Here is a 23,206-nt window from a genome sequence, read left to right as displayed (position 1 = left end):
TGTCAGTCCTCCAACTGGTCTAGCGCCAGGTTAAGTTCCACGACGTTGACTGTCGGTTCTCCCAAGTATCCGAGGTCTCGACCTTGGGCGTGCTCGTCGAGGATGCCTTGCACCTGGTCTACGGTCAGGCCCCGCGCGTCGGAGACGCGCTGCACCTGCAGCTGTGCGTACTGGGGGCTGATGTGCGGGTCGAGTCCGGAACTGGATGCGGTGACCGCGTCCGCGGGGATCTCATCGGGAGAGACTCCGTTGAACTCGGCGATCTGTGCCTTGCGTTCCTCGATCGCCGCGATCAGGTCCTCGTTCTCGGGACCCCAGTTGGAACCTGAGGACGCGCCTCCGTCGTAGCCGTCGCCGGCTGCGGAGGGCCGGGGCTGGAAGTACTCCGGTAGCGGCTCACCGTCAGCGGCGGTGAAGTTCTGGCCGATCAAAGACGACCCGACGACCTCGCCTTCAGCGTTCCGGACGAGGCTTCCGTTGGCTTGTGCAGGGAAGGCGAGTTGACCGACCGCGGTGATCAGCAGGGTGTAGCCGATGCCGAGCACCACGGTGAACAGCAGGAGGGCACGGGTGGCGACCCAGAGGCTGCGGCCGGTGCTGCGGGTAGCGGTGTTCATGAACGTGTTGTCTCCTTGACGATCCCGGGTCAGAACCCGGGGATGAGGCGCACGACGAGGTCGATGAGCCAGATGCCGATGAAGGGGGTGATGATCCCGCCGAGTCCGTAGACGAGCAGGTTTCGGCCGAGGATCTTGGATGCGTTCGCCGCGCGGTACTTCACGCCGCGCAGCGCGAGGGGGACCAGGACGATGATCACGATCGCGTTGAAGATGATCGCCGAGAGCACCGCAGAGGCGGGGGAGTGCAGCCCCATGATGTTCAGCGCCGCCAGGCCCGGGAACACACCCATGAAGATCGCCGGGATGATCGCGAAGTACTTCGCGATGTCATTGGCGATCGAGAACGTGGTCAGCGCCCCGCGGGTGATGAGCAGTTGCTTGCCGATGCGCACGATGTCGATGAGCTTGGTCGGGTCGGAGTCGAGGTCGACCATGTTGCCGGCCTCCTTCGCGGCCGACGTGCCGGTGTTCATCGCCACCCCGACATCCGCCTGCGCGAGCGCGGGCGCGTCGTTCGTGCCGTCGCCGGTCATCGCGACGAGGTTGCCGCCCTCCTGCTCCTTGCGGATGTAGGCGAGCTTCTGTTCCGGAGTGGCCTCAGCGAGGAAGCCGTCCACGCCCGCCTCCCGTGCGATCGCGGCCGCGGTGAGCGGGTTGTCGCCGGTGACCATCACGGTGCGGATGCCCATCGCACGCAGTTCTGCGAACCGCCCGGTGAGTCCCTCCTTCACGATGTCCTTGAGGTGGACCACACCTAGCACCCGGCCCTCGCCGGAGGGGTCCTTCACGGCGACGACCAGCGGGGTGCCGCCGGACTGTGCGATGCGTTCGGTGTGGTCCTCGAGCTCGGCCAGCTCGCTGGACGGCAACCTCCTCCCCTCCGATTCCAACCATGCGGTGACGGCGGACCCGGCGCCCTTGCGGATCTGAGCACCGTCGGGAAGGTCGAGACCGGACATGCGGGTCTGCGCGGTGAACGGGACGATCTCGCCGGCGGTGCTCGTGTCGACGTCCTCGCCCTGGGCGCGGGCAAGGTCGACGATCGAGGTGCCTTCCGGTGTCGGGTCCGCGAGGGACGAGACGGCGGCAGCGTGGACCAGTTCTTGCTCACGCACCCCGTCCATCCGGACGAACTCGCTGGCGCGCCGGTTGCCGTAGGTGATGGTGCCGGTCTTGTCCAGCAGCAGGGTGGTCACGTCGCCGGCGGCTTCGACGGCGCGTCCGGACATGGCGAGCACGTTGCGCTGCACGAGCCGGTCCATGCCCGCTATGCCGATCGCAGAGAGCAGTGCACCGATCGTCGTTGGGATGAGGCACACCAGCAGCGCGATCAGCACCGTGATGCTGGCCGGGCTGGCGGCGTAAGACGCTATGGGGTTGAGGGTGAGCGCGACGACGACGAACACGATCGACAGGCTCGCCAGGAGGATGTTCAGCGCGATCTCGTTCGGCGTTTTCTGTCGAGCAGCGCCTTCGACCAGGGCGATCATGCGATCGACGAAGGTTTCGCCGGGCTTGGAGGTGATGCGCACGACGATCCGGTCGCTGAGCACCCGGGTGCCGCCCGTGACGGCGGAACGGTCGCCGCCCGATTCGCGGACCACGGGTGCGGACTCGCCGGTGATCGCGGACTCGTCCACGCTTGCGATTCCCCACACGATGTCCCCGTCCCCGGGGATCAGTTCACCGGCGGAGATCACCACGATGTCGCCGAGGCGCAGGTCCGCGGAGGACACATCAGTGGTCGTCGCCTGTTCGGCGCCGGCATCCGTGGCGGAGTCGTACCCATCGATTCGGTGGGCGGTGGTGCTGGTGCGTGTCTTGCGGAGCGTGTCCGCCTGCGCCTTCCCGCGTCCTTCCGCCACGGACTCGGCGAGGTTCGCGAACAGGACGGTCAGCCACAGCCAGATCGCGATCACCGCGGTGAATGGCCACGGCACCTCGGTGCCGCCGGAGGGTGCTGGACCGCCGAGGAAGGGTTCCGCGATCGCGAGCACGGTGGTCAATGCCGCACCGACCCACACGAGGAACATGACAGGGTTACGCCATTGGGCGCGCGGATCGAGCTTGCGGAACGCGCCCGGGAGGGCAGCCCGCACCTGTGCCCAGGTAAAGGCCTTCCGCGGTGCCCGCGGGGCATCGCCCCGGGAAGGGGCAGGGGATTCGGGGGTGGGTGTGATGGTGGTCATGGTTTACAGCAGCCCTTCCGCTAGGGGACCCAGCGTGAGAACGGGGAAGAAGACGAGCGCGGTCACCAGGACCGCTGTGCCGACCACGAGGCCGATGAACAACGGTCGGTGGGTCGGGAGGGTGCCGGCGGTGGCCGGTACCTTGTCCTGTGCGGCCAGGGAACCGGCCAGGGCGAGAACGAGGACGATGGGCACGAACCGGCCCAGCAGCATCGCCACGCCCAGCGCGGCGTTCAGCCACGGCGTGTTCGCGGTGAGGCCGGCGAACGCGGACCCATTGTTGTTGGACGCGGACGCGAACGCGTACACGAGCTCCGACAGGCCATGGACGCCGGGGTTCCATATCGAGGTCGTTTCCACGTCCTCTCGGACTCCGGGGATCGCGAAGCTGAGGGCGACACCTCCCAGGAGCAGGGTCGGCATGACGAGGATGTACAGGCTGGCCAGCTTGATCTCGCGAGGCCCGATCTTCTTACCCAGGTACTCGGGGGTGCGTCCGACGAGGAGCCCGGCGATGAACACGGCGATCACTGCGATGATGAGCATCCCGTACAGACCCGCCCCGACACCTCCAGGGGCGATCTCGCCGAGCATCATGTTCAGCATCGGCATCATGCCCCCCAGCGCGGTGTAGGAGTCGTGCATCGAGTTGACCGAACCGGTGGAGGTCAGTGTGGTGCCGCTCGCATACAACACGGATTGGACCAGACCGAACCGGGCCTCCTTGCCTTCCATGGCGGCACCCGCGAGTTGCGGGGCGGTGCCGTTTCCGGCGAACTCGAACGCGGCCAGCGCGCCGAGCGAGACGACGAACAGGGTGCTCATCGCGGCGAGGATGGCGTAGCCCTGGCGGTTGTCGCCCACGATCCGCCCGAACGTGCGCGGGAGCGAGAACGGGATGAGCAGCAGGAGGAACACCTCGAAGATGCTCGTCCACGCCGCGGGGTTCTCGAACGGGTGGGAGGCGTTGGTGTTGAAGAACCCTCCGCCGTTCGTGCCGAGCTCCTTGATCGCCTCCTGCGACGCGACGGGACCGCCGGGCAGGACCTGTGATCCGCCGGATACGGTGGTGATGTCAGTGAACCCGGCGAAGTTCTGCACGACCCCTCCGGCGAGCAGGACGATCGCCGCGATCACGGAGAACGGCAGGAGGATGCGGAACGAGCCGCGCACCAGGTCGACCCAGAAGTTGCCGATCGTTCCGGTGCGTCGATAGGCGAACCCGCGCACGAGGGCGATCGCGACGGCGATGCCGGTCGCGGCGGAGACGAAGTTCTGCACCGTGAGTCCTGCGAACTGCACGGTGTAACCGAGGGTGAGCTCGGGGGAATATGCCTGCCAGTTCGTGTTCGTCACGAACGAGATCGCGGTGTTGAACGACAGCCCCTCCGGGACAGCGGGGAGACCCAGAGCGTAGGGAAGCCACTGCTGGGTGCGCTGCAGCAGGTAGAGCAGCAGGACCCCGACAAGGGAGAACAGCAAGACTCCGCGCAGATACGCTTGCCAGGTCTGCTCGGACCTGGGGTCAGCGCCGATGACGCGGTAGATCCCGCGTTCGACCTTCCAGTCCTTCCGAGAGGTGAAGACCCAGGCCATGTAGTCGCCGACGGGGCGGTACGCGACGCCCAGGAACAGGATCAGAGTCGCCAGGCTGGCGGCAAGGAACAGCCACTCCATCAGAACTTCTCCGGCTTCACCAGAGCGGTCACCAGATACACCAGCGCCGCGAGGCCGAGGGCAGCGGCGAGCAGGTCGAAGACGATCACAGCTTCTCCACCGCCTTGCCGATCAGACCGACCAGCGCGAACAGGACGATAACGCCCAGCACGTACACGATGTCGAGCACGAGGAACTCCATTCGAAAGCTGTCGAACCCCCGGGCGAGGGCCGCGCGTCGTTCAGACGCAACTCCCGATCAAACACCTGCGCTCACGGCGAAATCACAGCCCTAACGAAACGCATACGGCCACCCGTCGAAAGCTAACGGCCGTCCATACATCCCCGACGTCCCGCGCCCTCCCCGATGCCGGCGACCACCTCCGCCCCGAGTGCTCATACCCCGCCCGGCTTCTGCTCGTCATGTCAGCAGACCGTGAGCAATCCGGGCGAAGCGGGCCGTTCCGCGCATGTATTCCGTTCGGACCCCACCGATCGTGCGGATGGGCGGGCTAGGACAGACGGTGTGACTCTCACCGATATCGTCCCCACGCTGCGACGCACCCTTCCCGTTCCACTTCGGGCGAGGGCTTGGCCGGATCACACGACGCCGACGACGACCGACGTGGTCGTCGCCGGAGTGTCGATGCGGCGTCTGGCCGAGATGTGCGGCACCCCCTGCGTCCACAACACTGACCGCATCATTCGCACGAACCCCCGCCAGGCCGAGGTGCTCCGCTCGGACGTGTCGGTCGTCATCACCCGTGTCGTGATGACAGTGAACAACCTCGACTCCCAACGCGTCATCCTCATCGACGCGAACTTCAGCGACGTCCCTGCGGTGTGGTCCGAGGCGCGCCTGATCGACCGGATCTCCGCCGCCGCGTCGGCTCCTGGCATCTTGCTGGCCGCGGAAGCAGCCGCCCCGGCCTACCCGTCTCCTCCGGTGCGGCTTCCCGCCGACCTCGCCGAAGGCGACCTGCTGGCACTGCCGTGCGAAGGCACAGTGCCCCTGGGGCGCGTGCGTCCGGTGCCACTGCCGCGCCATGACACAGCACCGTTGTCTCCGGCTATCGCGGTGTCCCCGGCCATCGACATCGCCCCAGGTCTCTTGTCCGCCCTGACCCCCCAGCTCTGAAACGGAGACAGTTGACGTGACTCTGTTACACACCATCCTCAGCGCCCGACTCCTCCGGAACCGGATCCCTGCAGCGACGCCGCGGGCACACGGGTGGCCCATGGACACCGTTCACACTCGCGAGGACGTGCTGGTCGGTGGGCACTCGCTGCTCGGACTCGCCACGACGCGGGGCACACCCGCGGTACTCATCCACCCCGCCGGACACCCCGAACGGACTGGAGGTTCTGACGCCTATGTCACCCTCGTAATCACGCGTGTCCTCGCTGTCGCCGGGGACACGCGCGGCGCGTTGCACGTCCGCGTCGACGGCGACATGACGGAAGTCACCCCGGACTGGGCGGGGTCGACCGTGCTCGGCCGCCCCGACGCTGGCAGTCGGGCGCCCGCCAGCATCGAAACGATCGGAGCAGCACCGCTGCCGGGTGAGGTGCCCCAGGAAATCCAGGCTGGGGATCTTCTGGTCGTCCCGTGCGCGGGAACGATCGCGCTGGCCACCGTACGGCACCACCCCGCCACGACCCCAAACGAAAGAAACTCGATGGAGACGTGGACGCGATGCGCGAAATGACCTTCCGCACCTCCACCTCCGGCAGGATGTGCTTGCTGACCGGCGGATCTCTACATGGACCCGACGCAGAGCAGCCGGCTACGGACAAAGGTGCGAGCTCTTCGTTCGTGGGCGGCATCGTGTGGGGGATCCAGCTGGAGGACAGCGCAGCGGGGCTACAGGTACGCAACCGCCTCCGCGGTTCCTGGCGGCCCATTCGCGATGTGCTGCGTCGCTCGCCGACCGTGCATCATGTGATCGTGCTGTACCGGCGGGGTCCCGGCCATCGCCCTCGCTCCTGCAAACGGTTCGCTTACGCGGCGGCCACAGACTTTCACGCGCGGGCCGAGAGAGAACTGGGGTGGGACGTCGATGTCGTCTTTATCGACGTGACCGACTGCGCGTCCCACGCGCGGCTGAACGCTCGGCTTCTCCAGTACGTCCGCACGCACCCTTCCCCCAATATCTGGGGCGCGCTCTCGCTGGACTGGGCGGACGTCCGTGACCGATCCGTCCACGACGTGGCCGCGGAGATCTTCGCCTGATCGCGGCCACACCGCGATCGAAACCAGGCGGGGGCGATGTCCTCTGCCCGACGGCCAGCCGATGGCTAGCCGTTTCGTTGCAGACTGAGCAGTGTCACCTCGCCGAACACGTTACGCCAGGCTCTCGTGTACTGGTCTGCCGTGATCGTTCCCGCGCGACGGGCGCTCGCTGCTTCCGTCATCGTCTCCGCGAGAGCCTCGAGATGAGTCTGCGCCCGGGAACGATCGTGGTCGGGCGAGATCGCCGACGTGCACACCCAGATGGATGCGGACTTGCGACGGACCCCGATCGTCCGGGAAGACAGAACCACCCAGCCGATCACGAAGAGGCCTGCGATCGACAGCAGCGTCAGCTCGGGCGACGCCCCGGTTCCCAGCAGAACGATCGCGGCGATAACCGCGCCGCCTATGCCGAGGGGGGTGAGTGTGCGAGACGCGTCGGCCCAGAGACGTTCCCGGTCGAACGAGTCGGGCGGGTATACGACCAGATGCGTCGTGACGCTGCCATATCGGCCGGTGGACCGGGATATGTGCCCCCACCGTTGCGTGCCGACAACCTCCGTGGATGAGTACTGGCCTGCCATGGGGAAGTGAGGACTGTCGGGGTCCGCGCGTTTCGACACGCATACAGCTTTGTCGCCCACGTGGCTTCCCCGCGTGCGTCCTCACACAACCCATGCGCGAATCCGCCCAATACTCACGTCGATCCAAACACGGGCCGTTCGGCCGAGGTGACTCAGATGCATATGCCGCTTCGACGAACTACACATCCGCTGGCGCTGATACCGCCACCGTCGAGGTGCCCCCAACGGCCAAGCAGCGCGAAGACGCGGAAGGCGATCACAGGATCGGTGGCACGGACGACAGAATCACTGTCATCGGACAACATACGCTGGCTGGACACCGAAGGAGATATCCGTGACCGATGACGCCGCATCCGCCTTGCAGAGTCGCCCCTGGCTCCACGCTTACTCCGAAGGGGTGCCGCACGACATCGACCCCGTGACCGAGACGCTGCCGGAGATGCTGGCGCACGCGGTCGCGCGTCACGGCTCGAAGACCGCGCTGGAGTTCTTCGGTGCCGGGACGAGCTATGCGACGCTCGGCGAGCAAGTCTCTCGCGCGGCGAACGCGCTGCGGAAGCTCGGCGTCGAGAAGGGCGACCGGGTCGCGCTGGTCATGCCGAACTGTCCTCAGCACGTGGTGGCCTTCTACGCCGCGCTGCGCATCGGCGCGATCGTCGTCGAGCACAACCCCACGTACACGGCGCGGGAGCTGCGCCACCAGTTCGAAGTGCACGAGGCGGTCGTGGCGATCGTCTGGGACAAGGTCGCGGACATGGTCGCCGAGTTCCCGAAGGACATCGCCCCGGCCGCGATCGTCTCGGTCGACATGACCGAGGAGCTTCCGCTGGGGAAGCGTCTCGCGCTGCGACTGCCGGTCCCCGTCGCCCGCGAGAAGCGCGAGGCGATGACCTCGAAGCCCACGGCGAAGGGTGTCATCCGCTGGGCCCAGTTCGTGCGCGCGCCCCGCCTGCCCCGCAAGTGGCCGGCGCCCACGCTCGACGACGTCGCGCTGCTGCAGCTTACGAGCGGGACGACCGGCGTGCCGAAGGCCGCCGTCCTCTCGCACCGCAACCTCCGCTCCAACGCGGCGCAGGGCGAGGCGTGGGTGCAGGGACTGCGGGAAGGCAAGGAGACCTTCTACGCCGTCCTGCCGATGTTCCACGCGTACGGTCTGACGCTCTGCCTGACCTTCGCCGTGTCGATCGGCGCCCGCATCGTGCTGTTCCCGAAGTTCGACCTCGAGCTCGTCGTCGACGCGCTGACGAAGTCGCCGCCCACGTTCCTGCCCGGTGTGCCGCCGATCTACGACGCGCTCTCGCGCGCGAGCACCCGCCCGGGGGTCGACCTCTCCTCCATCCGCTTCGCGATCTCGGGGGCGATGAGTCTGCCGGTCCCGACCGTGCGGCGCTGGGAGGAGGCGACCGGGGGTCTGCTCGTCGAGGGCTACGGCATGACCGAGACCTCGCCCGTCGCTCTCGGCAACCCGATGGGTCCGACGCGCCGGCCAGGGACGGTCGGCGTGCCGTTCCCGAGCACCGAGATCCGCGTCGTCGATCCCGCCGACCCCACCGTCGATCGCGCGATCGGCGAGGAGGGCGAGCTGATGCTGCGCGGACCGCAGGTGTTCCAGGGGTACTGGCGGCGCCCGACCGAGACCGCCGAGGTGCTCCTCGAAGGCGGCTGGCTGCGCACCGGCGACATCGTGACGGTGTCGGAGGACGGCTTCGTCACCGTCGTCGACCGGGTGAAGGAGCTCATCATCACGGGCGGGTTCAACGTGAGCCCGAGCGAGGTCGAGAACGTGATGATCCTCCACCCCGATGTCGCAGAGGTCGCCGTCGTCGGTGTGCAGCGCTCGTCGGGAGGCGAGGACGTCGTCGCGGCCGTGGTCGCACGCCAGGGCGCCCGGTTCGATGCCGCCGCTCTGAAGGACTTCGCCCGCGCCCACCTCGCCGACTACAAGGTGCCCAAGCGGGTCGTGCAGGTCGACGATCTGCCCCGCTCGCAGATCGGCAAGGTGCTGCGCCGCCAGGTGCGCGAGCGCATCACCGCACGCTGACCCTGTCAAGCCCTCGCCCGGGGGTGCGCGGGGGCTGAGAGAGTGGATGCCGCATCCCCGGCATCCGCTATCCGGCATCCCTCGAAGGAGACCCATGAGGCAGCGCACCCTCGGACCGTTCACCGTCTCGGCCATCGGCCTCGGCGCCATGCCGGTGTCGATGAACAACGACAAGACGTATCCGTCGCACGACGATGCGGTGGCGACGGTGCGGGCCGCACTCGACGCCGGGGTGACCCTCGTCGACACCGCCGACATCTACGCGCCCAGCTGGGACACGATGGGCCACAACGAGAAGATCGTGGCCGACGCGCTCGCCGGGTGGGGCGGGGACAGGTCGTCGATCGTCGTCGCGACCAAGGGCGGCATCACCCGGTCGGAGGGGGAGAAGTGGGGCCGCGACGGGTCGCTCGCCTACTTGCGGTCAGCGGTGGAGGCGTCGCTGCGGAACCTGCAGGTCGACGTGATCGACCTTTACCAGTACCACCGGCCCGACCGGTGGATGGTCTACGGCGACGTGATGGAGAACCTGAAGACGCTGCAGCAGGAGGGCAAGATCCGGGCGGTCGGCATCTCCAACGCGAGCGTCGAGGAGATCGAGATCGCCCAGCAGGTGCTGGGGGAGGGGAACCTCACGAGCGTGCAGAACGAGTTCTCGCCGCGGCATCCGGGCAGCTTCGACGAACTCCAGTACTGCGCGGAGCGCGGCATCGCGTTCCTGCCGTGGAGTCCGCTCGGCGGCACCGGCGGCGGTGCGCGCGCGGTCGGGTCGCGGTTCGCCGCGTTCGGCGAGATCGGTGATGCGCACGGGGTGAGCCCGCAGCAGGTCGTGCTGGCGTGGGAGTTGTCGCTCGGCGAGACGGTGATCCCGATCCCGGGCGCGAGCCGCGCGGCATCCATCACCGACTCGGCGAAGGCGATGGGGTTGGAGCTGACCGCGGACGAGCTTGCGCGGTGCTCGGCGGCCGTCGGCCTCGAGGTCTGATCCGACGCTCGCGGTCTCGGCCAGGGCGGGAAAGCGGTCGCTGTCAGGGCAGCTGCTGCGCTGTGATCTCGGTCGTGAACGTCGCGCCGTTGAGGTCGAGGTAGAGCTGGCGCTCGGTCACCGAGACGGTCATCGTGTTCCGGCGCTCCAGGTGCGTGGCGGCGTCCTCGATGACGGCGCGATCGAAGCTGTAGAGGATGATCTCGGCGGAGCGGTGGATCGTCTTCCCCGCCCACGAGGTCAGCAGGCGCTGGGGTTCGCGGTGCGTGTAGACGACGGTGCGTTCGGCGGCGCGGCTGCCGGTGTGCAGGCGCGCGGCATCCGGAGCCCCCACCTCGATCCACGCGAGGAGCCGCCCGGTGAGGTCCTTGATGTGCACGGCGGGTTCGTCGGTCGCGGAGATGCCCTCGCTGAAGCCGATGCCCTCCTCGTACTGGAGTGCGTACGCGAGCACCCGCATGAGGAGGTTGACGCTCGTCTCCGACGGGTGCTGCGCCGTGCGGAGCGAGAGCTCCTCGTACACGCCGCGGTCGACGTCGGCCAGCGCGACGGTGAAGGTGTGGATGACGGAGCCGATGGCCATCCCTCGAGCCTACGGCGCGGGGCGGGAGGTCTCGGCGGCCGCGCTCGCTGTCCTGCGCGAGACCGTGCCGATACAGATGCACGTCCGATCACGACGCGCGGGCACTCCGCCCCTCGCGCCGCTTCGCGAAGCGGGCGATGACGAACAGGAGCGGATCACTTTCGCGGGCTGTGCCGATACACCTGCACGACCGGTGGGACTGGTGTCGTCTCACCGGGCGCGTGAGTTCACACCCGCCCCAGGCGTCGTGCATCTGTATCGGCGCCGGCCGGCCATGGCGACCGACGCCGGTCGAACGGGGTCAGCGGAGAGCGAGGACGGCGTCCCACAGGGCGTCGGCCACGGCGCGCTTGCTGCCGGCGGCCTCGGCGACCACGGCATCCGTCCCGTCGATGAGCAGCACGGCGTTGTCGGCCGCCTCGAACCCGGCGTCCCAGTCGACCCGGTTGACCGCCAGCAGATCGACGCCCTTCCGGGCGCGCTTGCGCATACCGCGCTCCCGCAGCTCCGCATCGTCTCTGGCCGTCTCGGCGGCGAAGCCGACGACCGTCTGCCCGGGCCGGCGGGCGGCGACGAGCCCCGCGAGGATGTCGGGGTTCTCGACGAGGTCGAGGTGCGCCGCGCCGTTCTCCTTGCGGATCTTCTCGTGCGAGACCTCGGCCACCCGGAAGTCGGCGACCGCGGCGACCATGACGACGACGTCGGCGGAGGCCGCGGCATCCGTCATCGCCGTTTCCAGCTCCGCCGCCGTCGATAGCCGGACGACATCGATGAGCGGATGCCGCTCCGCCGCCGCCAGCACGCCCTCGTCGACGTGCGCGGCGACGAGGCGGACGGTGGCACCGCGGTCGGCGGCGGCGAGGGCGACCTCGGCGCCCTGTCGCCCGCTGGAACGGTTGCCGAGGAAGCGCACCGGGTCGATCGGCTCCCGCGTCCCGCCGGTCGAGACCGCGACGGTGAGGCCCGCGAGATCCTGCGCCGCGGGGGAGGCGGGGGCAGCCGCGGCATCCGCTTCTTGTATGACGGCGAGGGCTGCGGCGGCGATCTCGTCGGGTTCGGCCATGCGGCCGGGGCCGGAGTCGCCCCCCGTGAGCGGACCGTCGGCAGGGCCGACGACGTGCACGCCGCGGGCGCGCAGGGTGGCGATGTTCTCCTGCGTGGCGGCGTGCTCCCACATCGCGGTGTGCATCGCGGGGGCGACGACGACGGGAGCGGTCGTGGCGAGCAGGGTCACGCCGAGCAGGTTGTCGGCGATGCCGCCGGCCATCTTCGCGAGGGTGTTGGCGGTCGCGGGGGCGACGATGACGAGGTCGGCGCGGGTGCCGAGCGCGACGTGGCGGACCTCGGCGACGTCCTCGTGCACGCTCGTCGTGACAGGATGGCGGCTGACCGCTTCCCAGGTGGCGGTCCCCACGAAACGCAGCGCGTCCTCGGTGGGAACGACGTGCACCTCGTGCCCGCCTCCCACCAGCGCTCGCACGAGCTGCACCGTCTTGTACGCGGCGATGCCGCCCGAGACGCCCACGACGACGAACATGGTCCGATCCTGCCACGGCGGCGGACCCGAGAGGCCGGAACACCGATGTGCACCGTCATCGTCCACGTCCCCGAGACCGCCGACGCCCCCACGCGGGTGCTCGCCGTCCGCGATGAGGACCCGACGCGAGCGTGGGATCCGCTCGGCTCCTGGTGGCCGGAGCTGCCCGGCGTCGTCGGTGTTCGCGACACGCGCGCCGGCGGGGCGTGGCTTGCGGCGGACACGGATGCCGGTCGGCTCGCCGTCGTCCTCAACCGTGCCGACATGCTGCCGGAAGAGCGCGCGACGGGGTCGCGGGGGCACGTCGTGCTCGAGGCCGTCGCGGGACGCGGAGTCGCGGACGCGCCGCCCACGCACGGGTTCAACCTCGTCGAGGTCGTCGGCGGACGCACGCGCGTGCACCACTGGGACGGCGACGCCGTCCGCACCGTCGAGCTCGGCCCGGGCGTGCACATGATCGCGCACGGCGACGTCGACGACACCGAGACGGCGCGCATCGCCGCCTGGCACGACGCTTTTCCGACGCCCGCCCCGGGCGATGACTGGTGGCGTCCGTGGTTGGCCGCGCTCGAGGCCACGACCGAGGTGCCGCCGACCGACGATCGCGCGATCATCCGCGACAACAGGCCGCACGGATTCCCGACGCTCTCGCTGCTCGTGTGCGCGGCATCCGTCACCGCCGCCGGCGCCGAGGTCCTTTACGGCGAACTCGACGAGCCCGGCGCCTGGAACCACCCCACGCTGCGCTGAACGCCCCGCGCTGCGCTGACCGCCCCGCACTGCCGCGGCCCCGCGTCCCCGCCCCACCCGCGGGAGGCACCGCCCCGAGCTCGCCTATCGCGTGACGATAGGGTCGGATCATGGAGTGGGCCGCGATCATCGGGGGCCTGATCCTCTTGGTGGTCGGGGCCGAGCTGATCGTCCGGTACGGAGCCCGGCTGGCCGCACGTCTCGGCATCCCGCCCCTCATCATCGGCCTCACGATCGTCTCGGTCGGCACGAGCGCCCCCGAACTCGCCATCGGCATCGACGCGGCGCTGGCGGGTGAGGGATCTCTCGCGATCGGCAACATCGCCGGCACGAACCTCGTCAACTTGCTGCTGATCCTCGGGCTCAGCGCCGTGCTGCTGCCGCTGCCGCTGACGATGCAGACCCTGCGCATCGACCTGCCCACCATGGGCGCTGTCGCGATCCTGCTGCTCGCGGTCTGCGTCGACGGCGTGCTCTCGCTGTTCGACGGCGTCCTCCTGATCGTGGTGGCCGTGGCCTACACCGTGGCGATCGTCCGCGCGGCTCGGCGGGAGAACGCCGAGGTGGTCGCGGAGTTCGCGCACGAGTTCACCGAGCCGATCACGACGCGCCGGCGGTCGATGCTCCTCCCGCTCCTGCTGCTGGGAGTCGGCATCGTCATCGTCATCGTCGGTGCGGAGTGGCTGGTGACGGGCGCGGTCGATCTGGCGGAGGCCGCCGGCGTCTCAAGCGTGGTCATCGGCCTCACGATCGTCGCGATCGGCACGAGCGCACCCGAGCTGGTCACCGCCATCGTCTCGACGATCCGCGGCGACCGCGACATCGCGATCGGCAACCTGATCGGCTCGAGCACGTTCAACCTGACGTTCATCCTGGGTGCCGCGGTTCTCGCCGCGCCCATCGCGGTGGAGCCGGCGCTCATCTTGGTCGACCTGCCGATGATGATCGCCGCGACCCTCGTCATCGGCGTCCTGATGATCAGCGGCCGCGCCCTGACCCGTCTCGAAGGCGGCGTCATGGTCGCCGCGTACCTCGCCTACCTCGCGTCCGTCCTCATCGCACGTACCTGAGCGGGGCGTGGGGGACCCGGGTGGTACCGTCGCGCCATGTCGGACGAACCCGAGGTCGTTTTCTTCGCGGATGCCGCGGCGTTCCGCGCCTGGCTCGACGCGAACCACGAGACCGCGACGGAGATCTGGACCGGCTTCTACCGCACTGGCGATCCCCGGCAGGGACTGACCTGGAAGGACGCGGTTCCCGAGGCGCTCTGCTTCGGCTGGATCGACTCGACCAGCAAGCGCATCGACGATACCGCGCGCCGGCAGCGGTGGACGCCGCGCCGCCGCGGCTCGGTGTGGAGCGACGTCAACATCGCGCACGTCGAACGCCTCATCGCCGAGGGGCGCATGCACCCCTCCGGACTCGCCGCTTTCGCCGCCCGCACGCCCGAGCGCTCCGGCGTCTACTCGCACGAGAACCTGAGCGAACCGTCGGCCGAGCAGACGGCATCCCTCGCAGCGGATGCCGCTGCGCAGGCGTTCTGGGATGCCGCGACGCCCTCGTACCGGCGCGCCGTGACGCACTGGATCACCGGTGCCAAGCGTGAGGACACCCGCGCCCGGAGGATCGCTGAGCTCGTGGCGCGTTGCTCGGCGGGCGAGCTGGTCTCGTTCCAGCGCTACGGCGATCCCCCCGCGTGGCTGGCCCGCGCCGCCGCGGCGGCCGCCGCCGCCCGCGACTGACCCGCCCGCCCGCGCTCGCGTTGTCGCCGAATCAACACCCGCGCCATGACGTGCCGCGCCGTCGTGGCCCGCGAAGCCGCGTGGCGGAAACGATATCTTGCGACGCTCGGCTAGCGTCCATCCGCGCGCAGATCGAGGACGATCTCGGCAGCTGCTGGGCCGTCGTCCGCGGCGCGCATCACGGACCGGTGCTCCGCGTCCACGGGACGTGGGGACGTGTCCGCGACCGCCCGAGAGTGCTCGAGATCATCCGTCTGCATCGCATAGACGATGATCGGACCCTCGCGTGTGTCGATCATCATCGCCGTCTCGTGATCGACGCCCTCCGCCGCCAACGATTCCAGCGCCTCGGCACGACGAGGCCCATCGAGCTCTCGCAACCAATCGATCACTCGATCGCGATGATCAGGGCGAAGGCGCCGAGCGACGAGATGGATCACAGCACGAGATTAGCGACATGCGAACGTTGGCACGCGTCGCGAGACACGCCGGAGCTGTACAGCGTGGCGTGAACAGGAGCTCGACGACTGACCCTCAGGCCCGGTGGTCGCGGTAGTACTCGAGCAGCGCCTTCGTCGAGGCGTCCTGCGCCTCGAGTGCCGCGCTGTCGCCCTCGATCGCCGGGGCGATCTGCAGCGCGAGTTGCTTGCCGAGTTCGACACCCCATTGGTCGAAGGAGTTGATGCCCCAGATGACGCCCTGCGTGAAGGTGATGTGCTCGTAGAGTGCGACGAGCTGGCCGAGCACGGAGGGTGTCAGAGACGGCGCGAAGATCGACGTCGTCGGACGGTTGCCCGGGAACGTCCGCGCAGCGACGAGCGCGCCGGTGGTGCCCTCGGCCTCGACCTCCTCGGCCGTCTTGCCGAACGCGAGCGCCTTCGTCTGCGCGAGGAAGTTCGCGAGGAACAGCCCGTGCACGTCGCGGCCGCCGTCGGCGAGCGGGTAAGCAGGGTTCGCGAACGCGATGAAGTCCGCCGGGATCAGCCGCGTCCCCTGGTGGATGAGCTGGTAGAACGCGTGCTGGCCGTTGGTGCCGGGCTCGCCCCAGAAGACCTCGCCGGTGTCGCTGGTGACGGGCGTGCCGTCCCAGCGCACCGACTTGCCGTTGGACTCCATCGTCAGCTGCTGCAGGTACGCGGCGAACCGGCTCAGCTGCTGCGCGTAGGGGAGCACGGCGTGCGACTGCGCGCCGAGGAAGTTCGTGTACCAGACGTTGAGGAGGCCCATGAGAACCGGCACGTTCTGCGCGAGCGGCGTCGTGCGCACGTGCTCGTCGACGGCGTGGAACCCGGCGAGCAGCTCGCGGAACGTGTCGGCCCCGAACTCGATGACGAGCGACAGGCCGATCGCGGAGTCGACGGAGTAGCGGCCGCCCACCCAGTCCCAGAAACCGAACGCGTTGGCCGGGTCGATCCCGAAGTCGGCGACCTTGTCGAGCGCGGTGGACACGGCGACGAAGTGGTGCGCGACGGCGTCCTTCTTCTGTTCGTCGCTGCCGTCGATGGCGCCGGATGCCGCGAGCCCTTCCCACAGCCAGTCGCGAGCGAGCCGTGCGTTGGTGAGGGTCTCGAGCGTCGTGAAGGTCTTCGACGCCACGATGAACAGGGTCGTCTCGGGGTCGAGGCCCTTCAGCTTCGCGGCGATGTCGAACGGGTCGATGTTCGAGACGAAACGCGCTGAGATGCCGGCATCCGCGTACGGTTCGAGAGCCGCGGAGATCATCGCGGGCCCGAGGTCGGAGCCGCCGATCCCGATGTTGACGACCGTGTCGACCTTCTTGCCGGTGATGCCGGTCCACTCGCCCGAGCGCACGCGCTCGCCGAACTCGGCGAGGGCGTCGAGCACCTCGTGCACGTCGGCGTCGATGTCCTGCCCGTCGACCGTGAGGCTCGGCAGCGTGCCCTTCGGGCGGCGCAGCGCGGTGTGGAGGACGGCGCGGTCCTCGGTCGTGTTGATGTGCTCGCCGGCCAGCATCGCGGCGTAGCGCTCGGCGACGCCGGTCTGCTCGGCGAGGCGCACAAGGGCGGCGACGATCTCATCGTCGACCAGGTTCTTCGACAGGTCGACGTGCAGATCGGCGACATCGAGGGTGAGGCGATCGACGCGGCCGGGGTCGGCAGCGAACCATCCGCGCAGATCGGGCGTGAAGCCGGCCTTCAGGGCCTCGAGCTCGGCCCAGGCGGTGGTGGTGGTGGCATCGATCGGCGTAGTGGTCACCCCTTTACGGTAGTCCGTCGTGCCGCGGGCGACCGGTCGGTTACGCCGGGTGCGACGCCGGAGTACGGCGGAGGAGGAGGGATGCCGCGGCGGCCAGGAGCACCATGCCGGTGACGCCCCACGCGACCGCCGGCCATCCCAGCGCGGCGAACGGCAGACCGAGCGCCCAGCCGAACAGGCTCGAGCCGCCGTAGTACCCGAGGTAGTAGAGCGAGGCAGCCTGCGCACGCGCTTCCGGGCGGGCGGAGGCGGGGGCCCAGCTGGAGAGGACGGTGTGCGCGCCGAAGAACCCGGCGGTGAACACGAGCAGTCCGATCAGCACGAGCGGCAGCGGATCGACGACGGTGAGTGCGGCGCCCGCAGCGGTCAGCGCGAGCGAGACGAAAAGCACAGGTCGGCGACCGAACCGGCGGGCGGCCCGGCCCGCCCACGGTGAGGAGACCGACCCGGCCAGGTACGCGAGGAACAGCAGGCTGACGAGCCAGGCGGGCAGGTGGAACGGGGCGGCCGTCAGTCGGAAGCCGAGGTAGTTGAAGACCGCGACGAACCCGCCCATGAGGAGGAATCCCTGCAGGTAGATCGAGATCTGGTGCTGGTCGCGCAGGTTGACGGCGATCGCGTGCCCGATCCCGCGCGTCGCGCGCCGGGTGAACCCCTGGGCCGGCGGTGTGAGTCGCAGGAAGAGAGCTGCAGACAGGGCGCAGACGAGCGCGGCTGCGAAGACACCGAGTCGCCACTGTTCGATATCGCCGAACGGCCCCGTCACGAGGCGGCCGACGAGACCGCCGACCGTCGTGCCGGCGATGTAGCTTCCGGCGGCGGAAGCCGTGTGCTCGGGGGCGACCTCCTCCGCGAGATAGGCGAGCGCGATCGCGGGGACGGCTCCGAGCGCGATCCCCTCGCCGAGTCGGACGGCGATGAGGGCGCCTAGCGTCGGAGCGAGCGGGGCGAGGAGGGCGAGCGTCGTCGCCGCGACGATTCCGATCGCCATGGCCCGGGTTCGCCCGATCCGGTCGGCGACGGCCGACCAGCCGAGCACGGCGCCGGCGACCCCGAGCGTCGTGGCCGAGACGGTGAGGGCGACATCGGCCGCCGACGCGTCGAACTCCGCCGCGATCGAGGGGAGCACCGCCTGCGTCGAATAGAGCTGCGCGAACGTCGCGATCCCCGCAAAGAACATGCCCACCAGAAGCCGCCGATATGCGCGCGTCCCCGGAAGGTGTCCGGTGAACGTGCGCATCCATTCAAGCTAGCCATGGCGGCTCGGGTGATCGTCTCTCACCCGCACGGGGCGGAGGGCTGGTCGGGTGAGGTGCGGCATCCGGATACAGATGCACGACGGACACGGCGAAACGGGTCTCATGGGCCGCAGGAGTTCACTCCCGCCCCACCGGTCGTGCATCTGTATCGCCAGATGGCCGCCCCGACGTGTCGGAGCGGCCATCGCGCCCGGTCAGGGCAGGGGGAGCAGGGTGACGTCGCCCGCGGAGACGTCGACCTGGATGCTGCGGGGTGCGTCAGACGCCGTGGACAGCTGGTTGTCCAGTGACCCCGCCGACACATCCGACGTCACGTCGTAGGTGGTGTCGGGGACCGACGCGGTCAGTGACCCTGCGCTGACGTCGACGGTCAGGTCGCGGACGGTGCCGTTGAGGGATGCCACGATCTCCCCGGCCCCGATGTCGAGGGCGCCCTCGGCGACGCCGTCGAGGTCGACGTCGGCGCGGCCGGCGCTGACGTCCACCGAGACCGACCGGGCGGTGCCGCTCAGCTCTGCCTCGCCCGCGCCGACGTGCAGGTCAACCTCGTCGTAATCGCCGGTGGCGGAGAGGGAGCCCGCCGCGACGTCGAACGTCGCGTCGAGGTCCGCGTCGGCGAGGGAGGTCGGCAGGGTCAGGGTGGCGCGGTCGGTCCACGACCCGAAATTCCACCCCGCCCACCAGGGGCGGCTGTTCGAGACGTGCAGCTCGTCGCCGCGGCGCTCGAGGCTCCAGTTGCGGGGGTTGCCGTCGATCTGGAGCGTGGCGCGCGCGGCATCCGCGTAGACGACGTCGACATCACCGGATGCCACGTCGACGACGAGCCGGGACACCCCGCCGACCTCGGCGGAGCGCGAGCCCGTCATTCGGTCGCCCGCCGCCCACAGGGTCGAGGCGAGGGCGGTCGACAGGGTGCCGAGGATGATGACGCCGCCAACGACGATCGCGGTGATCGCGACAACGCGGGCGGAGGTGCGGGGCGGAGATGGGGGCGGAGTGGCAGCGGGGGTCGTGGCGGCCGGCGGGGTCAGGTCGGTGTTCATCGGACTGTTCCGTTCGAGGGAGGGGGACTCTGGCCGTGTTCGAGGTGGACGAGTGCGGCGAGCACGCGGCGGTTGCCGTGTTCGTCCTGCTCGAGGCCGAGCTTCTGGAAGAGGGACGTGATGTGCTTCTCGACGCTCGCCTCCGAGACGAAGAGGGTCGCGGCGATGGCGTGGTTGCTCTTGCCCTCGGCGATGAGCGCGAGGACGGATCGCTCCCGGTCGGTGAGGCGCGCCATCCGGTCGTCTCGCGATCGCCGTGTCAGCAGCTGCGCGACGACCTCGGGGTCGAGGACGGTGGCGCCGGCGGCGATCCGGTCGACGGACTCGAGGAAGTCCCGCACGTCGGCGACCCGGTCCTTCAGCAGGTAGCCGAGGGCGGCGTTCTGCCCGGTGATGAGGTCGCTGGCGTAACGCTCTTCCACGTACTGGCTCAGGACGAGGACCGGGAGGGCAGGATGCTGGGTGCGCAGGTCGAGCGCGGCCCGGATGCCCTCGTCGGTGAACGTGGGAGGCAGCCGCACGTCGAGGATGCAGAGCTCGGGCGCCGTCTCGGCGACCGTCTCGACGAGGCCGCGGGCGTCGGCGAGGGACGCGACGACGACGTGGCCGGCGTCTTCGAGCACGCGCACCAGGCCTTCGCGCAGCAGGGTGGAGTCTTCGCAGATCAGGATGCGCACGGGGCGCTCACCTCCAGGGCGGTCGGGCCTCCGACGGGGCTGTCGAGGCGGGCGGTGCCGCCGGCGGCGACGATGCGGTTCATGATGCCGTCGAGTCCGCCGCCGGGCAGGACGGTGGCCCCGCCGATGCCGTTGTCCTCGACGCGGGCCCAGAGGGTTCGGCCGTTCGCCCCGTCGCGGCTGCGGACGACGACGCGGACGTCGGTGGCCCGGGCGTGCTTGGCGGCGTTGGTGAGCGACTCCGCGATGACGAAGTAGACGGCGGCTTCGCTGGTGCTGCTGCAGCGGCCGTCGACGCGGACGTCGAGGGCGACGGGCACGTGCGACCGGGCGGCGAGGGCAGACAGTGCGGCGTCGAGACCGCGGTCGTCCAAGACGGAGGCGTGGATGCCGCGGGCGAGCTGGCGCAGCTCGGTGATCGCGGCTTTCGTCGAGGTGTGCGCCTCGTCGATCAGCGCGCGAGCGGCCGCCGGATCGGTGTCGATCTTCTGCTGCGCCATGCCGAGCGTCATCCCCACCGAGACGAGGCGCGGCTGCACGCCGTCGTGGAGGTCGCGCTCGATGCGCGTGCGCTCCACTTCGCTGGCTCGGACGGCGCCGGCGCGCTGCATGCCTGCGGTGCGGGCCTGCTCGGCGAGCATGGCCTCCTTCGAGGGAACGAGGACGGCACGGGTGATGATCCCGTCGAGAAGCGCGATACCGAACAGGATGCCGAGGGAGAGCAGCGCCCCGCCGATACCGCCGACGACGACCCAGCCGTCGGTGACGGCGATGCCGGTAAAGGGGAGTCTGCCGGCCGACCGGTCGTAGAGGGGAGAGAGCGCGAGGCCGATGCTCGAGATCGTGCTCCACACCGCGCCGACGACGACCCAGCCGAGGACCGTGGCGATCGCCGCGCTGCCGATGCCCCGCCACATCGCGGCATCCGTGAACTGGACCCACAGGGTGCGGAGGAACCCACCGAAGCCGGGCTGACCGCTGGTGCGCGGCCGGAGCGAAGGCAGGCCGTAGCCGTAGAGACCCTCGACTCGTTCGTGTTCGATCCAGGATGCCGCCCACGCGATGTAGAGGGAGGCGATGAGCAGGAGCGCCCCGAAGCCGAGCACGAGGAGGGTGCCGATGCCGGTGGAGAAGAGCGTCGCGATGATCGTCACGAAGGCGATGCCCAGGGGTGCGATCGCGGCCAGCTGGGCGAGGGCGCCGAGCCGCACGAGCACGCGGTGGCGCCGCACCAGCGGGGGAGTGTCGGAAGTCATGTCACCAACGTAGGGCGGCGCGCGAACCGTCACATCGGGGCGGTCCGGAGACCTCGTTTCGGGTTATCCCCCGGTTGCATCCGTGCGTCCGCGCGCGTACGCCTCGCGGGTGCCCTCGCTGAAGAGGTCGCGTTCGGCGGGGCGGACGATCGAGCGTGCTCCCGGCAGATCGAGGCCGCCCACGAGGTCGGCGCGACCGCGGACGACGGCCACCGGCATCCCGCTCGTTTTGCGCTTCACGAGATCCCCGGCCGCGGCGAGCTCGTCGGCGACGCACGGCAGGGTCACCGCGAGCGGGCGACCGGAGGCATCCGTTCCGCCGCGGAGGTCTTCCATCACGACGACTCCGGCGGCCCCGATCGCGCAGTCCGTCTGACCCTCGCGCCATGCGCGGCCGAGGGTGTCCGACACGATGACACCGACGTGGGCTCCGGTGCGGGATCGGATGCCGCTCGCGAGCGCGCGGGCGGAGGCGTCAGGATCGACGGGCAGCAGCAGGATGAGCCCGTCGGGGGTGTTGCTCGCATCGACTCCCGCCGCGGCGGCGACGATGCCGAGCCTGCTCTCGACGATGCGGACGGTTCCGGCCTCGTTTTCGGCGACGACCCGTACGGTCTCCTCGGCGATCGCCGCGTCGCGGTCGGCGGCAGGGCGGTAGCGTCCCTCGGCCTTCGACACGATCTTGCTGGTGACGACGAGGATGTCGCCGTCGGCGAGACGTCCGCGCGCCGCAGCGACGATCGTGCCCACCAGGTCATCGCCCGCCTGAACCTCGCCGATGCCGCTCAGGGGCCAGATCGTGAGCGCATCGGAGTCGGGCATGGCGTCAGGATACGTCCCCCTACGCTGAGGAGATGACCACCGAGGACCTCACCGTCAGCCTCCGCGTCGTCCTGCTCGCCGGTGGCGTCGGCGGCTCCACCTTCGCGAGTGGTCTGCGCGACGAGGTGCGGGAGCGCGGCGGTGAGCTCACCGTCGTCTGCAACACCGGCGACGATCTGTGGCTGAGCGGCCTGCGCTTGCAGCCCGACGTCGACTCGATGCTGTACTCCCTCGCTGGGGTGAAAGACCTCGGTCAGGGGTGGGGTCGCGCGGGTGACTCGCGTCGCGTCGCCGATGAGCTCGCCGCGTGGGGTGTCGGGTGGGAATGGTTCCTCCTGGGCGACCTCGACCTCGGCGCGCACATCGCCCGCACCTCGTGGCTGCGCGAGGGGCTGACCCCGAGCCAGGCGATCACGCGGCTCCAGTCGCGGTGGGATCTCGGCGCGACGCTGCTGCCGATGACCGATACGGAGGTCGACACCCACGTCGTGCTGGATTCCGGGCGGATGCACTTCCAGGAATGGTGGACCCGTCACCGCGCCGGGTTGGAACCGGTCCGCTTCGAGAATCCGGGCATCGAGGCATCCGTCCCCGCCCCGGGCGTCATCGAGGCCATCGCCACCGCCGACGTGATCCTCATCGCCCCGTCCAATCCGATCGTCTCGATCGGTCCGATCCTGGCTGTTCCCGGGCTCGGCGACGCCCTCCGCCAGGCCTCCGCGCCCGTCGTCGGTGTCTCGCCCATCATCGGCGACGCACCGGTCCGCGGTATGGCGGACGTGTGCCTGAGGGTCGCCGGCGTGCCGTGCACCGCTGCGGGCGTGGCGGGCCATTACGGCGCCCGATCGAACGGCGGTCTGCTCGATGCCTGGCTCCTCGCCGAGGAGGACGCCCGTGCGGCTGCGGAGGTGGACGCACTCGGCATCCGTGCCCGCGTCGAGCCCCTCTGGATGTCGGATGCCGGTCGCACTCGCGCTCTCGCGGTCGCGGCGTTGGCGGCGGGGCTCTGACG

The 23,206-nt window shown here is 69.7% G+C and carries 23 protein-coding genes; 9 read left to right on the top strand and 14 right to left on the bottom strand.

Translation table 11 applies throughout. The features are described 5' to 3' along the window. Nucleotides 1–2: 2 nt before the first annotated feature. The 4 genes from kdpC to ACHFGS_RS11235 are packed head-to-tail and all read right to left on the bottom strand — an operon-like array spanning nt 3 to nt 4,575. Entirely contained in the window at nt 3–617 is a 615-nt protein-coding gene (gene kdpC, locus ACHFGS_RS11250) for a K(+)-transporting ATPase subunit C (RefSeq protein ID WP_077049437.1), read from the bottom strand. Nucleotides 618–646: 29 nt separating this feature from the next. Further along, nucleotides 647–2,809 (bottom strand): potassium-transporting ATPase subunit KdpB, encoded by a 2,163-nt coding sequence (kdpB, locus tag ACHFGS_RS11245; RefSeq protein ID WP_077049436.1) that lies wholly within the window; start codon nt 2,807–2,809, stop codon nt 647–649. A gap of 3 nt (nt 2,810–2,812) precedes the next feature. Continuing rightward, entirely contained in the window at nt 2,813–4,486 is a 1,674-nt protein-coding gene (kdpA, locus tag ACHFGS_RS11240; protein ID WP_077049435.1) for a potassium-transporting ATPase subunit KdpA, read from the bottom strand. After that, complete coding sequence (locus tag ACHFGS_RS11235) at nt 4,486–4,575, bottom strand: potassium-transporting ATPase subunit F (RefSeq protein ID WP_077049434.1); 90 nt, start codon at nt 4,573–4,575, stop codon at nt 4,486–4,488. Before ACHFGS_RS11235 ends, kdpA begins: the two co-directional genes overlap by 1 nt. A 416-nt stretch (nt 4,576–4,991) precedes the next feature. Here ACHFGS_RS11235 and ACHFGS_RS11230 point away from each other — a divergent pair, with 416 nt between their 5' ends. The 3 genes from ACHFGS_RS11230 to ACHFGS_RS11220 all read left to right on the top strand — a co-directional run bounded on the left by ACHFGS_RS11230 (nt 4,992) and on the right by ACHFGS_RS11220 (nt 6,698). Next, nucleotides 4,992–5,603: a hypothetical protein gene (locus ACHFGS_RS11230; protein WP_139340550.1), complete on the top strand. Its 612-nt coding sequence runs from the start codon at nt 4,992–4,994 to the stop codon at nt 5,601–5,603. A 100-nt stretch (nt 5,604–5,703) separates the two neighbouring features. Beyond that, the gene (locus ACHFGS_RS11225; protein ID WP_077049432.1) at nt 5,704–6,174 is read left to right on the top strand and encodes a hypothetical protein; all 471 of its coding nucleotides are present in this window, start codon (nt 5,704–5,706) and stop codon (nt 6,172–6,174) included. Beyond that, nucleotides 6,153–6,698, top strand: a complete 546-nt coding sequence (locus tag ACHFGS_RS11220; protein WP_077049431.1) for a hypothetical protein — start codon at nt 6,153–6,155, stop codon at nt 6,696–6,698. Before ACHFGS_RS11225 ends, ACHFGS_RS11220 begins: the two co-directional genes overlap by 22 nt. Before the next feature lie 65 nt (nt 6,699–6,763). On the opposite strand, the gene ACHFGS_RS11215 is transcribed toward ACHFGS_RS11220, so the two are convergent. Then, a complete protein-coding gene (locus ACHFGS_RS11215; protein WP_239281055.1) occupies nt 6,764–7,282 on the bottom strand; it encodes a DUF6611 family protein in 519 nt (172 codons plus the stop codon). Between the two features lie 334 nt (nt 7,283–7,616). Here ACHFGS_RS11215 and ACHFGS_RS11210 point away from each other — a divergent pair, with 334 nt between their 5' ends. Next, nucleotides 7,617–9,323, top strand: coding sequence for a long-chain-fatty-acid--CoA ligase (locus tag ACHFGS_RS11210; protein ID WP_394278420.1), 1,707 nt, complete (start codon nt 7,617–7,619; stop codon nt 9,321–9,323). A gap of 94 nt (nt 9,324–9,417) precedes the next feature. Then, entirely contained in the window at nt 9,418–10,308 is an 891-nt protein-coding gene (locus ACHFGS_RS11205) for an aldo/keto reductase (RefSeq protein ID WP_394278421.1), read from the top strand. Between the two features lie 43 nt (nt 10,309–10,351). Here the strand turns inward: ACHFGS_RS11205 and ACHFGS_RS11200 are convergent, their stop codons facing one another. Together ACHFGS_RS11200 and coaBC are read right to left on the bottom strand one after the other, a co-directional pair. After that, nucleotides 10,352–10,891, bottom strand: a complete 540-nt coding sequence (locus ACHFGS_RS11200; RefSeq protein ID WP_394278422.1) for a YaeQ family protein — start codon at nt 10,889–10,891, stop codon at nt 10,352–10,354. A 301-nt stretch (nt 10,892–11,192) separates the two neighbouring features. Further along, entirely contained in the window at nt 11,193–12,428 is a 1,236-nt protein-coding gene (coaBC, locus tag ACHFGS_RS11195) for a bifunctional phosphopantothenoylcysteine decarboxylase/phosphopantothenate--cysteine ligase CoaBC (protein WP_394289474.1), read from the bottom strand. Nucleotides 12,429–12,473: 45 nt separating this feature from the next. On the opposite strand from coaBC, the gene ACHFGS_RS11190 reads away from it, so the two are divergent. The 3 genes from ACHFGS_RS11190 to ACHFGS_RS11180 all read left to right on the top strand — a co-directional run bounded on the left by ACHFGS_RS11190 (nt 12,474) and on the right by ACHFGS_RS11180 (nt 14,920). Then, nucleotides 12,474–13,178, top strand: coding sequence for an NRDE family protein (locus ACHFGS_RS11190; protein ID WP_394289473.1), 705 nt, complete (start codon nt 12,474–12,476; stop codon nt 13,176–13,178). 110 nt (nt 13,179–13,288) lie between these two features. Beyond that, nucleotides 13,289–14,248 carry a calcium/sodium antiporter gene (locus ACHFGS_RS11185; RefSeq protein ID WP_394289472.1) on the top strand — a complete coding sequence of 320 codons (960 nt, stop codon included), beginning with the start codon at nt 13,289–13,291 and terminating at the stop codon, nt 14,246–14,248. A 36-nt stretch (nt 14,249–14,284) separates the two neighbouring features. Further along, on the top strand, nt 14,285–14,920 hold the full coding sequence (locus ACHFGS_RS11180) for a YdeI family protein (protein WP_394289471.1): 636 nt from the start codon (nt 14,285–14,287) through the stop codon (nt 14,918–14,920). Nucleotides 14,921–15,030: 110 nt separating this feature from the next. On the opposite strand, the gene ACHFGS_RS11175 is transcribed toward ACHFGS_RS11180, so the two are convergent. The 7 genes from ACHFGS_RS11175 to cofE all read right to left on the bottom strand — a co-directional run bounded on the left by ACHFGS_RS11175 (nt 15,031) and on the right by cofE (nt 22,194). After that, a complete protein-coding gene (locus tag ACHFGS_RS11175) occupies nt 15,031–15,360 on the bottom strand; it encodes a DUF6176 family protein (RefSeq protein ID WP_394289470.1) in 330 nt (109 codons plus the stop codon). A 94-nt stretch (nt 15,361–15,454) separates the two neighbouring features. Next, complete coding sequence (gene pgi, locus ACHFGS_RS11170) at nt 15,455–17,137, bottom strand: glucose-6-phosphate isomerase (RefSeq protein WP_394280101.1); 1,683 nt, start codon at nt 17,135–17,137, stop codon at nt 15,455–15,457. Nucleotides 17,138–17,177: 40 nt separating this feature from the next. Beyond that, nucleotides 17,178–18,377: an MFS transporter gene (locus ACHFGS_RS11165; RefSeq protein ID WP_394280100.1), complete on the bottom strand. Its 1,200-nt coding sequence runs from the start codon at nt 18,375–18,377 to the stop codon at nt 17,178–17,180. A gap of 213 nt (nt 18,378–18,590) precedes the next feature. Next, nucleotides 18,591–19,439 (bottom strand): hypothetical protein, encoded by an 849-nt coding sequence (locus ACHFGS_RS11160; RefSeq protein WP_394280099.1) that lies wholly within the window; start codon nt 19,437–19,439, stop codon nt 18,591–18,593. Beyond that, nucleotides 19,436–20,116 carry a response regulator gene (locus tag ACHFGS_RS11155; RefSeq protein WP_394280098.1) on the bottom strand — a complete coding sequence of 227 codons (681 nt, stop codon included), beginning with the start codon at nt 20,114–20,116 and terminating at the stop codon, nt 19,436–19,438. Before ACHFGS_RS11155 ends, ACHFGS_RS11160 begins: the two co-directional genes overlap by 4 nt. Next, the gene (locus ACHFGS_RS11150) at nt 20,104–21,372 is read right to left on the bottom strand and encodes a histidine kinase (RefSeq protein ID WP_394280097.1); all 1,269 of its coding nucleotides are present in this window, start codon (nt 21,370–21,372) and stop codon (nt 20,104–20,106) included. Before ACHFGS_RS11150 ends, ACHFGS_RS11155 begins: the two co-directional genes overlap by 13 nt. 63 nt (nt 21,373–21,435) lie before the next feature. After that, a complete protein-coding gene (gene cofE / locus ACHFGS_RS11145; protein WP_394280096.1) occupies nt 21,436–22,194 on the bottom strand; it encodes a coenzyme F420-0:L-glutamate ligase in 759 nt (252 codons plus the stop codon). A 32-nt stretch (nt 22,195–22,226) separates the two neighbouring features. Between cofE and cofD the strand changes: the two genes are divergently transcribed. Beyond that, complete coding sequence (gene cofD, locus ACHFGS_RS11140) at nt 22,227–23,204, top strand: 2-phospho-L-lactate transferase (protein WP_394280095.1); 978 nt, start codon at nt 22,227–22,229, stop codon at nt 23,202–23,204. Nucleotides 23,205–23,206: the final 2 nt, after the last annotated feature.

This window comes from Microbacterium sp. (assembly GCF_043427715.1).
Classification (GTDB): Bacteria; Actinomycetota; Actinomycetes; order Actinomycetales; family Microbacteriaceae; genus Microbacterium.
The sequence above is the reverse complement of the archived record's forward strand: the minus strand, read 5'-3'. Positions and strand labels throughout refer to the sequence as shown.

Coding starts and splice junctions, on each gene's coding strand:
- ACHFGS_RS11160 (WP_394280099.1), bottom strand. CDS start 19,439: ATGAACACCGACCTGACCCCGCCGGCCGCCACGACCCCCGCTGCCACT.
- ACHFGS_RS11180 (WP_394289471.1), top strand. CDS start 14,285: ATGTCGGACGAACCCGAGGTCGTTTTCTTCGCGGATGCCGCGGCGTTC.
- ACHFGS_RS11150 (WP_394280097.1), bottom strand. CDS start 21,372: ATGACTTCCGACACTCCCCCGCTGGTGCGGCGCCACCGCGTGCTCGTG.
- ACHFGS_RS11200 (WP_394278422.1), bottom strand. CDS start 10,891: ATGGCCATCGGCTCCGTCATCCACACCTTCACCGTCGCGCTGGCCGAC.
- ACHFGS_RS11225 (WP_077049432.1), top strand. CDS start 5,704: ATGGACACCGTTCACACTCGCGAGGACGTGCTGGTCGGTGGGCACTCG.
- ACHFGS_RS11215 (WP_239281055.1), bottom strand. CDS start 7,282: ATGGCAGGCCAGTACTCATCCACGGAGGTTGTCGGCACGCAACGGTGG.
- cofE (WP_394280096.1), bottom strand. CDS start 22,194: ATGCCCGACTCCGATGCGCTCACGATCTGGCCCCTGAGCGGCATCGGC.
- cofD (WP_394280095.1), top strand. CDS start 22,227: ATGACCACCGAGGACCTCACCGTCAGCCTCCGCGTCGTCCTGCTCGCC.
- ACHFGS_RS11165 (WP_394280100.1), bottom strand. CDS start 18,377: ATGCGCACGTTCACCGGACACCTTCCGGGGACGCGCGCATATCGGCGG.
- ACHFGS_RS11205 (WP_394278421.1), top strand. CDS start 9,418: ATGAGGCAGCGCACCCTCGGACCGTTCACCGTCTCGGCCATCGGCCTC.
- kdpC (WP_077049437.1), bottom strand. CDS start 617: ATGAACACCGCTACCCGCAGCACCGGCCGCAGCCTCTGGGTCGCCACC.
- kdpB (WP_077049436.1), bottom strand. CDS start 2,809: ATGACCACCATCACACCCACCCCCGAATCCCCTGCCCCTTCCCGGGGC.
- ACHFGS_RS11190 (WP_394289473.1), top strand. CDS start 12,474: ATGTGCACCGTCATCGTCCACGTCCCCGAGACCGCCGACGCCCCCACG.
- kdpA (WP_077049435.1), bottom strand. CDS start 4,486: ATGGAGTGGCTGTTCCTTGCCGCCAGCCTGGCGACTCTGATCCTGTTC.
- coaBC (WP_394289474.1), bottom strand. CDS start 12,428: ATGTTCGTCGTCGTGGGCGTCTCGGGCGGCATCGCCGCGTACAAGACG.
- ACHFGS_RS11185 (WP_394289472.1), top strand. CDS start 13,289: ATGGAGTGGGCCGCGATCATCGGGGGCCTGATCCTCTTGGTGGTCGGG.